Genomic DNA, 11357 nt, shown 5'->3' on the forward strand with positions numbered 1-11357 from the left:
CCGGAGCCCGTGACGGTCACAACCGCTGATTGGGATACGCGACTTGATCGCTGTGTAGGACAACGTCGGCGAGGCCGTCCGCGGGATCACAGAATGAACAGCTGACGGAGGCGGCCGTGTTCACGATCTGGGCCGGGGTCGATATCGGCAAGGAGCATCACCACTGCGTGGCACTCGACGTCCGTGGTGAACGGAAGGTGTCACGCCGCGTCGGCAACGACGAGGCCGAGCTGCTGGAGCTCATCCGCGACGTGCTCGCCCTCGCCGGTCCGGGCGAGGTGCTGTGGGCGATGGACACCAACCACGGCAGCGCCGCCCTGCTCATCGGGCTCCTGCTCAAACAGCGACAGCCGATGACCTACCTCACCGGCCTGGCCGTCCACCGCGCCGCGGCCGGCTACCGCGGTCAGAGCAAGACCGACGCCAAGGACGCCCACGTCATCGCCGACCAGGCCCGCATGCGCCAGGACCTTGGACTGCTCCGGCCCGGCGACGAGGTCGCCGTCGACCTGCGCATCCTCACCGGCCGCCGCCTCGATCTCGTCAACGACCGTACCCGGCAAGAACGCCTCCTCGCTCGCACAGACCGCTGTCGCAGCGGCAGAAGCCCAGTACATCGCCCTGCCCGGAGAGAAGCTGGCCGCCGCCATGGCGGCCCGGATCGCCCAGGGCGTTCTTGACCTGGACGCGGAGATCACTGGGTTGACGGGAGGCACGGGAGGTCTCGGGACCACCGAGCACCGATGGGTTCACGCTCTCGACGGCGCCGTCGCGGTTCCCCGTCTCAATGTCCCAGGCTCGCCCGCAGCGCCTCCCGGGCCGCCGCCGTGCGTGCGGGCAGCGGCAGGAGACCGCTGACGGTCCGGAACGCGCGGTTGAGCGTGCCGGACACACAGATGTGCTGTCGTCCGAGCCGTTCCAGGGAGGTCGCCGCGACCTTCTCCGGGGACGCGGCCCAGCGCGGGAGTTCCGTGTGCTGGGCCGCGTGGAACGGGGTCGCCGTCGTGCCCGGCAGCAGGACCTGGAACACCACTCCCCGGTCCCGGAGTTCGTGCCGGACGGCGGTGGCGTAGGTGAGCACGAACGTCTTGGTGGCCGAGTACACCGCGCTGTACGGCACGGGAGCGAGCGCGTTGACGGAGGCGACATGGATCACGGCGCCTCTGCCGCGTGCCGCCATGGCGGGCAGCAACGCCCGGTCGAGGAGTACCTGGGACGTCAGGTTCACGTTGATCATCGACAGGTACCCGGCCGGATCCCCCGCGGTGAACCGGCCTTTGGCACCCACGCCCGCGTTGTTGACCAGGACCTCCACCCTCCGGTCCGCCACCCAGGCGACCACCTTGTCCGTCGCCCGCTCCTCGGCCAGGTCGACGACCAGCGCGTCCACGCGCACGGCGTAGGCGTCCCGCAACTCCGCCGCGATGTCCGTCAGTTCGGGTGCGTCGGCCACCAGAAGCAGCCCGGCGCCACGAGCCGCCAGCAGCCGGGCGTAGGCGAGCCCGATACCCGAGGACGCGCCGGTCACCAGGGCCCAGCCGCCGAGCGCGGCGGCGTCCAGTGCTGCATGGGCCCGGGTGCGCGTGCGTCGTGCCCCGCTGAGCCGTTCGGCGCAGCCGCTCAGCAGCTCCCGGCCCGCGGCCGTCAGCGCCCGTGGCGGTACCGCCCATGCGGAGCCCGCCTGAACGCGGGAGACCTCCGGCGGGGGTGCCGCGGGGTGTTCGCCCGCACCGGAAGGGGTTCGGGACCGGAGCAGTCCCGTCTTGTAGAGCGCCAGCCGGCACAGGGCCCGGCGGCGGTCCGCGGTCCGGCTGTCGTAGATCCAGCCGTCCTTGTGCCGGCCGTCCACCGTGACGGGACCGGCATAGAGCACCCGGGCGCCCGCCGTCGTGTACATGAGATGCAGGCCCCTGCTCTCGGTGCCGAACACGGCGTGCCGGACGCCGCTCGCGGCCCCTTCCCGGAACAGTCCGTGCCAGAACAGCAGGGAGCGCGGCCCCGACCGGTGTTCGGGATCGAGCCAGACACAGGCGAGTTCGATCGTGTCGTCGGGATCCACGGACGCCTCGACCGCGCCGCGCCGGGCTTCCGGTATACGGGCGAACGTGCGCAGCGGTGCCTCTCCGGTCATCACCGCGCCGCCGATCAGCCGTCCCCGGCGGCGCATCCCGAGGACGAGGCCGCGCTTGAGGTAGTCGGCCGCCACGCGGTAGCCCGAGGCGCGTTCGTAGGAGTCGGCGAACTCCTCGATCTCCGGGAGAGTCGTGAGTCTGTGCAGGATGGGCACGATCGCTCCTGATCACTCGGCGTCGGGCTGGGAACGGCTTCCGGACCGGGGCGAGATGATCACCACGCCGTCCTCCATCTCCAGCTGGTGGCGGCCGTCCACACGAGGGCAACGGCGGGCGTGCCCGCGTATCCGCTCGTCGACCAGCCGCAGTTCCTCCTCGCTCAGGGCGGCCAGTTCCGCGGCCGTGAAGCAGTCCTCGTACACCACGAAGCGGCAGATCGCGTGCATCTCGTCGGGTGTGGCCGCCGTCCATCGGTTGACGGTGGAGACCACTTCGTACGGCTCGTGCCTGGTGGCGAGTTCCTTGACGAACATCTCCGTGTCGACCGCGTCCGATGTGAAGTCCCGCCGCAGCGTGTAGTGCGTCGTCGAGGGGGGAGCCGGTGCGGGGCGACCGGGTTCGCAGGGCAGCACGGCGCCGCGGCCGTCCGTGGGGCCGCCGACGAGCAGGACGACGCACACGCCTCCGGGGCGTACGAACCCGAGCAGCCGGTCGAGGAACGCGCTCCACCGCTCGCGCGGGACGTGGTAGAGGACGTGGGAACACAGGACCACGTCGAACTTCTCGTCCGTGTCGAACTCGTCGAACCCGCCGAGGAAGACGCGAGCACCGGACGCCGTGAGAGCCGCGCGGCCGGCCTCGATCTGCGCGGGGTTCTGCTCGACCAGGGTGAGCGCGGCGAAGTGCCTGGCGAGCCGCTGTGCCACCGTACCCGAGCCTGCGCCCACGTCGAGGAGGGTGGGACCGTCCCCGAGCTTGGGCAGCACCCGGTCCACAAGGACCGTCTCCAGGTTCCGGCCGTGGCTGGACGTCGTGGTGATGAGCCGCCAGGCGGTCGCGTACTCCTCCTGCGACAGGGTGATGGACATCGGGGCTCCTCTCAGAGCGCGGAGAACAGATGCGGCAGGCTGCGGTGGTGGGCGAGAGCATCGAGCAACTCGCGCGGTTCGGAGCGGACGATGACGTTGTCGAGGTATCTCCGGTGCACGAAGCCCTCGTCGGCGGCGTGCCGGAGATAGGCCAGCAGCGGCTGGAAGAAGCCGTCGGTGTCGAGCAGCGCGCACGGCTTGGTGTGCAGGCCCAGCTGTGCCCAGGTGAGGACCTCGAAGAACTCGTCGGCGGTCCCGAAGCCTCCGGGGAGGGCGACGAAGGCGTCCCCGAGTTCCACCATGCGCGCCTTGCGTTCGTGCATGCCCGAGGTCACTTCGAGCCGGGTGAGGCCCTGGTGGGCCACTTCGTGGCGGGCGAGGTCCTGGGGCATCACGCCGATGACGGACGCGCCGCCGTGCAGCGCGGCGTCCGCGACGGCCCCCATGAGGCCGGTGGAGGCGCCGCCGTAGACGAGTCCCAGGCCGGCCGCGGCCAGGGCGCGGCCGAACGAGGCCGCGGCACGGCGGTGTGCGGGTCGCTGTCCCGGTGAGGCACCGCAGTACACGGTGAGGTAGCGCACGAGAGATCCTCTCTGGACGGAAGGGATGCAGGCTGGGAAGCCGGCGGTCGGGTGGCGTGCGCCCCGCGCCGGGCGGGGGCGCCGACGATGCCGACGGCCGTCAGGTGTTCCACCGGTCCGGGGCCGTCACGTCGCGGACGACGAGGGCCGCGCCGCGGCCCCGGGCCCAGCCGTCCCGACGTCGACGTCCACTCCGGCGGCCGGTTCCGCGGTGACGGCGCCGGCCTCGCGCGTGTCACCGGTGATGACGAAGGTCATCCGGGTGAGATCCCGAATGTCTTCGTTGCCCGATGAGACCGCTCTTCCTGTCCGGCCTTACCGGGCACAGTCTCGGCCAAGGGCTCTCGCTGATTCGAGTCGCCAATCATGGGAGCGTGGACGGTGGACGTCGAGAGTGCCCCCACGTTGTCCGGAGCGTCCCCGAAAGGGGCTGTGCGGGCGGCCAGTTCTGGGGCGTGGGACCGGGCTGCCGTCCAGGTCCCGGAAGCGGAATGCTGCTGTGCGCACGGAGAACCCGTCCTCCGGTGATCTCACGAAATCGGCGCAGGGAACCGCCCCATGGCAACTCAACGTGTGTGTGACACCGTCCTTTCCGTGGCCCGGCGGAACGCGGACCGTACCGCCGTCGTCTGCGGTGACGACGTCCTCGACTACCGGGACCTCGTCGCCCTCGCCCGCCGGATCCGGCGGACCCTGGACGTCGATCCGGCCTCCAGGGTCGGCTTGTTCGGCCGTCGGACCGTCGCTCTTCCCGCCTGGATGCTGGCGGCGCACCTCGCCGGACGTTCGTATGCCGTACTCGATCCGGACGCGCCGGACGCCGTCGTCCGGCACGTCCGCGAGACGGCGGGGATCCACGAGGTCGTGGATCCCTCCGGTACGGATTTCGCGGACGCCATGGACGCCATGGACGCCGCGGACGCCACGGACGTCGCGGACGCCGCGGATCCCGCGGATCACGGCGAACCCGGCATCCGGGCGAACCCGGCGGCCGGTTCGGACGACGAGGCCTATGTGCTCTACACCTCCGGCAGCACGGGCGGCCCCAAGGGCGTCCTCGTCAGCCAGGCAAACCTGGCGCACTCGAACGCGGCCCGGCTCGACGTCTACCGTGAGTTCGGCACCCCGAGATTCCTGCTGCTCTCCCCGTTCTCCTTCGACTCCTCGGTCGCGGGTCTGTGGGGCACCCTGACGGCTGGCGGCACGGTCGTCATCGCGGGGGAGGACGAGCGCCGGGACCCACGGGCCGTGGCGTCCCTGATGCGCCGGCACGCCATCACCCATCTCCTCACGGTGCCCAGCTTCTACGAGGAAGTACTGCACGGTGTGGCCGAGACCGCTGCCGAGGGGCCGCTGGAGCTGCGCGTGGCCATCTGCGCGGGGGAGTCCCTGCCGGTGAGCGTGATCGCCCGGCACTTCGCCGTCCTGCCAGGGGTCCCCCTCTTCAACGAGTACGGCCCCACGGAGTGCACGGTGTGGTCGACCTACCGGCGCTACGACGCCGAGGCGCCCGCCACGATCGGCGCCCCCGTCCCGGGGACCGCCGTGCATCTCCTCGACGACGCGCTGCGCGAGGTCCCGCCGGGAGCGGTCGGCCAGATCGCCGTCTCGGGACCCGTCGTGGCCGGCGGCTACCTCGGGGATCCTGAGGAGACCCGGCGCCGGTTCGTCCCGCGTGCCGCCCCGGACGGAACGCAGGGGCGCACGTACCTCACCGGGGATCTCGGCCGGTGGACCGCCGACGGAGAACTGGAGTTCCTGGGGCGCCTCGACCGCCAGGTGAAGGTGCGCGGCGTACGCGTCGACCTGGAGTCCGTCGAGCGGGTCCTTGCCGGCTGCCCGGGAGTACGGACCGCGGTGGTCGTCCACGACGAGGGGGCGGGCCTCTGCCACGCGTTCGTGGTACGCGAGCCGGAGCGGGGCGAGCGGGGCGAGCGGGGCGAGCGGGACGAGCAGCGGGACGAGCGGGACGAGCGGGAGGACCAAGGGGCCGGAGGGGACGACGAGACGACCGTGCGCACCGCGGTCGCGGAGGCCCTCGGCCGCGGGCATGTCCCGGACCGGGTGAGTTTCGTCGCGGAAGTACCCCGGACCGCGCGGGGCAAGACCGACCGCGCGGCGCTGCTCGCGTCGGTGCGGGCGGTGCCGCCGCGGCTCCGGGAACCCGAGGAGCCGCGCGACCTGGAAGCGCGGATCGTCCAGGCGTGGGAGAGCGTGCTCGGAACGCCCGCCGGCGGGCGGACCCGCGGTACCAGTTTCTTCGAGCTCGGCGGCAGCTCGCTGTCCGTGCTGCGGTTGTCCCGCGCCCTCTCCGAGATCGCCGGACAGCGGGTGCCCGTCGCCGAGGTGTACCGGCTCAGCACCGTCGAGGAGCAGGTGGAGTTGCTCGGCCGGCTGCGGACGGACCGGCGGCCCGAGGAGGTGCCATGCGGGTGACCGCGTCGATCCGCTCCTTCCCGTCGGCCGTCGCGGAGCCGGTCCGGGCCGGGCGGCGGCTGCTCGTCTTTCCCCACGCCGCGGGCTGTGCCTCGTTCTTCCGGGGCTGGCAGTCCTCGCTCGGCTCCGCGAACGCGCACGTCGTCCAGTATCCGGGCCGGGAGGAGCGCGGCGGCGAGCGTGCGGTGGAAGACCTGGTCGTCCTGGCCTCGTCGGTCGCCCGGGAGATCCTGGCCGCCGGCCTGCGGTACGACGTGTTCTTCGGGCACAGTTTCGGTGCCTACGTGGCCTTCGAGACCGCGCACGCACTGGAACAGGCCGGTCGCACACCCCCCGCTCTCGTCGTCTCGTCCGCCGCCGCGCCACGGACCCGGACGCCGGTGCCGTACGAGCCCGCCGCCGCCGTCCTGGACCACCTGAACCGGTACGAACAGCTCAGCCCCGAGATCCTCGGAGAACCGGACCTCCTCGACACCATCCTGGGCTATGCCGCCGTCGATCTCGCCGCGGTCGCCGACTACCGGGATCACCGCGGCAAGAAGATCAGGGCCGCGATCGTGGGGATCGCCGGCCGGGAGGACCTGCCCGCGATCCGCGACGGCCTGGCCGCCTGGGCCGAACACACCGAGGGGGAGTTCCGCCCGGTGTTCGTCCCCGGCGGCCATTTCTACCTGCGGGACGAGCCTCCTCTGCCCCTTCTCCGGTCCCTCCTGGACCGCGAGTCCGAGACCGTGTGAGGCCGCCGTATGAGACAGGAGCAGGACGCGGAAGGTGTGGGCTCGCTGACGGACGGGGGCACCTACCGGTCCGGCAACCCGTTCGGCGTATGGCGGTGGATGCGCGAACACCATCCCGTGCTCCGGCACGACGCCGGGGAGTTCGGGACGGCGTGGTCCGTCACGCGGTACGCCGATGTCAAGGAGGTGCTGCGCCGGGCCGACGTGTTCAGCTCGGCGGCCGGGACCCTGCTCAGGCCCGTCGCCCAGGGGACGGATCCGGGCGGCGACCGTACCCTGGCCCTCTCCGACGCGCCCCGGCACACGGAACTGCGCGGCGTGCTGGCGGACTGGTTCACCCCGCGTCGTCTGCGGGCGCGGGCCGACTCCCTGGACGAGGCGGCCCGTGCCGCCGTCACGGACGCGGTCGAGAAGGGCGAGACCGACTTCGTCACCGGTGTCGCGGCGAAGCTGCCGCTGGCGGTGATGTGGACCCTGCTCGGCATCCCGCACCCCGACCGGGCGATGCTCACCCACTGGTGTCTGGACGCCTTCTGCGCGGACACCGCGGTCGCGCGCACCACCGCGCACCTGGAGATTCTGGGCTACTTCGGCGATCTCGCCGCCGAACGGCGCGCGCGCCCGGCCGAGGATCTGGTGAGCGTCCTGGCACGGGCGAGGACCGGCGGCCGGCCGCTGCCGCTGGAGGACACCGTCCTCAACTGCGACAACCTGCTCGTCGGCGGCACCGAGAACGTCAGGCTCACGCTGGCCGGAGGTGTGCAGGCGCTGATGGCGCACCCGGACCAGTGGGCGACGCTCCGCCGCGATCCCGGCCGGATCCCGCCGACGGCGATCGAGGAGATCCTGCGCTGGACCTCCAGCGCCACCCATCTGGTGCGCACCGCCACCCACGACACACGCCTCGGGAACCGGACGATCGGCCGCGGGGAACGGCTTGTGCTGTGGCTGCCCTCCGCCAACCGCGACAGCGCGGAATTCCGGGATCCCGACGCTTTCGACCTCACCAGGACCCCCAACCGCCACATCGCGTTCGGCGCCGGACCGCACCACTGCATCGGCGTCCAGCTCGCGCGGGCCCAGCTCCGGGCCGTGCTCGGACAGCTGAGCCGGGCCGTGCGCCGGATCGAACCGTGCGGCCCCGCCGAGCGGCTGGAGTCGGTCATCGTCAACGGCTTCCGGTCGCTGCCCGTACGGCTGCTGCCGGTGTGACCGCCACCCCGCCCGCCTGCGACCACAGGCCCGGAAAAACAGGAGACCGATATCCCGTGACCAACCCGCCGACAGCCACCCGTGCCCTGGGCGCGGCATCCGCAGGGGCCGCACTGCGGCCGATGACGATCGAACGCCGGGGCCTTCGCCCGGACGACGTGCTCATCGACATCGCCTACACCGGCATCTGCCACAGCGACATCCACTCCGCCAGGGGCGAGTGGGGCAAGGCCCTCTTCCCGATGGTGCCGGGCCACGAGATCACCGGCGTGGTGGCCGAGGTCGGTGACGAGGTCACCGCGCACCGGGTGGGGGACCGGGTCGGCGTCGGCTACATGGTCGACTCCTGCGGCTCCTGCGCGTACTGCCTGGAGGGGACCGAGCAGTTCTGCCTGCTCGGACACGTCCGCACCTACAACAGCAGGGGCTACGACGACCTGGTGACCGACGGTGGCTACAGCCGCCGCATCGTCGTGCGGGACCGTTTCGTCTGTCCGCTTCCGGAGGGCGTCGACCTCGCCGCGGGCGCGCCGCTGCTGTGCGCCGGCATCACCACGTACTCCCCGCTGCGGCGGTGGGGAACGGGTGACGGCATGTCGGTGGCCGTCGTCGGCCTCGGCGGGCTCGGGCACATGGCGGTCAAGCTCGCCACGGCCATGGGGGCGGAGGTCACCGTGCTCAGCCGGGGGCCGAAGAAGGAGGACGACGCGCTGCGGCTGGGCGCCCGCGACTTCTTCGACACGCAGGACCCGGCGACCCTGTGCACACAGCGCGGGCGCTTCGACCTGATCGTCAACACGGTCTCGGCCGGGCTGCCTCTCGACGCCTACCTGAAGACGCTTCGGACCGGAGGAGCCATGGCCCTCGTCGGGCTGCCCGGCGCGCCGCTGTCCTTCGACGCCGCGTCCCTCGTCGACGGCAACGCGGTGCTCGCCGGCTCGCTCGTCGGCGGGACGGCGCAGCTGCGCGAGATGCTCGACTTCTGCGCCGCGCACGGCATCGGCGCGGACGTCGAGATCGTCTGCGCCGACGAGATCAACGACGCCTACGCCCGGGTGGAGAGCGGCGACGTGCGCTACCGGCTGGTCCTCGACGCGTCCACGATCGGTGCGGGGGAGGCCGCGTGACGAGGATCGCCGTACCCGCCCAGCGGACACCCGGCGCGACCGAGGCGCTCGCGGAGTCCGAGGCGCTCGCCGTGCCCGGCACCGCCCGGACGCGCCCGCCGCGGGACATCGCCGTCGTGGACCTGCGGTCGGACACGGTGACCCGTCCCGACGCCGAGATGCGCGCCGCCATGGCGTCCGCCGAGGTCGGCGACGACATCCTCGACGGCGACCCCACGATGCGGGCGCTGGAGGACCGGGCCGCGGAACTCCTCGGCGTCGAGGCGGCACTCTGGCTCCCGAGCGGTTCGATGGCCAACCATGTCGCCCTGACGATCCAACTGCGCCCCGGCGACCGCTTCCTGGCCCCGCGTCTCGCCCACGTCCTGGAGTACGAACTGGGCGCGGCGGCCTGGCTCGCCGGTGGCATGCCGGCTGCCCTGCCCTGGTCCGCGGGCCCCGGAAGGATCACGGCCACCTCACTCCGCAGGACACCGTCCCCCGGCCCGATGGCCTACGACGCCCTGCGCGACCGTCTGCTGTGCTTGGAGAACACGCACAACGCGGCCGGCGGCACGGTCACCCCGCCCGGGGAGCACCGGGCCGTCGTCGCGGCGGCGAAGGCGGCCGGCCTCTCCGTCCACCTCGACGGGGCGCGGATCTGGAACGCCGCCGTGGCCGCGAGGACCTCCCCGGCCGAACTCACCCGCGGTGTCGACTCGGTGCAGGCCTGTCTGAGCAAGGGCCTGGGGGCGCCGATGGGCTCCGTGCTGGGCGGGTCGGCGGGGTTCGTCCGGGAGGCGCGCCGGGTGCGCAAGATGCTCGGCGGTGCCGTACGGCAGGGGGGCGTGGTCGCCGCGGCCGGCCTGATCGCCTTGAACCGGGTCCAGGACCTGGAGGCGGACCACGTCAAGGCCAGGCTGCTCGCCCGTGGACTGCGCGACCAGGGCTGGAACGTGAACGTTCCGGAGACCAACGTCGTCCTCGCGGAGGTCGCCGACGCCGACCGGACCGTGGCCGAACTCCGGGGTGCGGGTGTGCTCGCCGCCGCACTGGCCGGGTGCGTCCGCATGGTCACCCACCGGGACGTCACCGAGAAGGACGTGCGGGGCGTGGTCGCCCGCGCGGGGCGGCTGGCGGCGGCGGGCTGGGACACCCGCACCGGGGAGTGGCGATCCGAGGGCACGGCGGCGGAGACCGGCGCTCTGCGGGTGGGGTGGCGCACCAGGCGGGTTCCGCGACCGGCCGGTTCACCGGCCGACGCGAGTGAACCGCCGCTCCGGCGGGCGCGTTGAGCAGACGTGAGGCCTGCAGAGGGCGCTGCTGGACCAGCCCCTTGCCCAAGCCGATACCGGTGCGGCCTCGGGACGGCGGATGAACCGGCGGCGCGGTGTGCCCGTTGTGCCGCACGCGGATCTCGGCCGAAGCCGGGCGGGGCGCAGGAGGAAACCGCGGCTGTGACGGCTGCGCGGAGTCCGCGGACCGGCCGCACGACGTCAGATCGCCCTGCGCCGCTTCGGGATGTCGATGTCGTCGAGGTCGGCGCGGCTGCCACCCCATGTTGTCTGATTCCTGAACGAGGGAACCGAGATGTCCCAGAACCTCAGCAGCGAACCTCCGGAGCCGCGGCGGGAGGACTCCAGCACCGCCTCGCGCGGCCGATCGGGCGGCAAGAGGAACAGAACGACTCAGGGCGTCGCTCAGCCGACTGTGGGCGTCGGTCAAGAGAACCGCGCCCGTGTGGATACCGATGGTGGTCGGAACGATCCTGGGCGCGCCGTTGGGACCCGCCGGAGCGCTGGCCGGGTTCGCGGTCGGGTCCGCCGTCGCCGGTGGGATACACGTCGCCCGGAGGCGCGGCCAAAGGCGCGAGGCGGCGGCGCGGGAGTCACAGAGGGCGAGCGGGGCCGGGAACACCTCGTCGGGTACGCGGCCGAGCACTTCCGCATCGAGGAATCCCGAACACCGACAGGAGTCTGTCGACGTCGCCGGACTCATTGCGACGGCCGCAAGATTGCTCGCTCAGGTGACAGAGGCTTTGCGACGGCTGGAGGCCGCACGGGCCACCGGGGCAACGGCTTCGGAAGGGCAGGGCCGGGGCGCGTCCGCGAGCCCGGAGCCGCCC

9 protein-coding genes and 1 pseudogene are annotated in these 11357 nt (G+C 72.5%); 6 read left to right on the forward strand and 4 right to left on the reverse strand.

The genetic code is table 11. The features are described from left to right. Nucleotides 1-116: 116 nt before the first annotated feature. Nucleotides 117-696: pseudogene (locus ABZ887_RS50410) on the forward strand (IS110 family transposase); the annotation flags it as partial. A gap of 88 nt (nt 697-784) precedes the next feature. On the opposite strand, the gene ABZ887_RS50415 reads toward ABZ887_RS50410, so the two are convergent. The 4 genes from ABZ887_RS50415 to ABZ887_RS50430 all read right to left on the reverse strand — a co-directional run bounded on the left by ABZ887_RS50415 (nt 785) and on the right by ABZ887_RS50430 (nt 3999). Beyond that, on the reverse strand, nt 785-2287 hold the full coding sequence (locus ABZ887_RS50415; protein WP_361306354.1) for an SDR family NAD(P)-dependent oxidoreductase: 1503 nt from the start codon (nt 2285-2287) through the stop codon (nt 785-787). Between the two features lie 12 nt (nt 2288-2299). Beyond that, nucleotides 2300-3160, reverse strand: coding sequence for a class I SAM-dependent methyltransferase (locus ABZ887_RS50420; RefSeq protein ID WP_361306356.1), 861 nt, complete (start codon nt 3158-3160; stop codon nt 2300-2302). An 11-nt stretch (nt 3161-3171) separates the two neighbouring features. Then, nucleotides 3172-3741 carry a TIGR00730 family Rossman fold protein gene (locus ABZ887_RS50425; protein WP_361306358.1) on the reverse strand — a complete coding sequence of 190 codons (570 nt, stop codon included), beginning with the start codon at nt 3739-3741 and terminating at the stop codon, nt 3172-3174. A 126-nt stretch (nt 3742-3867) separates the two neighbouring features. Continuing rightward, nucleotides 3868-3999: a hypothetical protein gene (locus ABZ887_RS50430; RefSeq protein WP_361306360.1), complete on the reverse strand. Its 132-nt coding sequence runs from the start codon at nt 3997-3999 to the stop codon at nt 3868-3870. A 300-nt stretch (nt 4000-4299) separates the two neighbouring features. On the opposite strand from ABZ887_RS50430, the gene ABZ887_RS50435 reads away from it, so the two are divergent. The 5 genes from ABZ887_RS50435 (at nt 4300) to ABZ887_RS50455 (ending at nt 10527) form a co-directional block, all read left to right on the forward strand. Beyond that, nucleotides 4300-6177 carry a non-ribosomal peptide synthetase gene (locus tag ABZ887_RS50435; RefSeq protein WP_361306362.1) on the forward strand — a complete coding sequence of 626 codons (1878 nt, stop codon included), beginning with the start codon at nt 4300-4302 and terminating at the stop codon, nt 6175-6177. Beyond that, entirely contained in the window at nt 6168-6914 is a 747-nt protein-coding gene (locus ABZ887_RS50440) for a thioesterase domain-containing protein (RefSeq protein WP_361306364.1), read from the forward strand. Before ABZ887_RS50435 ends, ABZ887_RS50440 begins: the two co-directional genes overlap by 10 nt. A 9-nt stretch (nt 6915-6923) precedes the next feature. Beyond that, nucleotides 6924-8126: a cytochrome P450 gene (locus ABZ887_RS50445; protein ID WP_361306366.1), complete on the forward strand. Its 1203-nt coding sequence runs from the start codon at nt 6924-6926 to the stop codon at nt 8124-8126. 122 nt (nt 8127-8248) lie between these two features. Then, the gene (locus ABZ887_RS50450) at nt 8249-9253 is read left to right on the forward strand and encodes an NAD(P)-dependent alcohol dehydrogenase (protein ID WP_361306370.1); all 1005 of its coding nucleotides are present in this window, start codon (nt 8249-8251) and stop codon (nt 9251-9253) included. Further along, a complete protein-coding gene (locus ABZ887_RS50455) occupies nt 9250-10527 on the forward strand; it encodes a GntG family PLP-dependent aldolase (RefSeq protein WP_361306368.1) in 1278 nt (425 codons plus the stop codon). The genes ABZ887_RS50450 and ABZ887_RS50455 overlap by 4 nt, the downstream gene beginning before the upstream one ends. The last annotated feature ends 830 nt before the right edge of the window (nt 10528-11357 follow it).

This window comes from Streptomyces sp. NPDC047061, assembly GCF_040643955.1.
Taxonomy (GTDB): Bacteria; Actinomycetota; Actinomycetes; order Streptomycetales; family Streptomycetaceae; genus Streptomyces.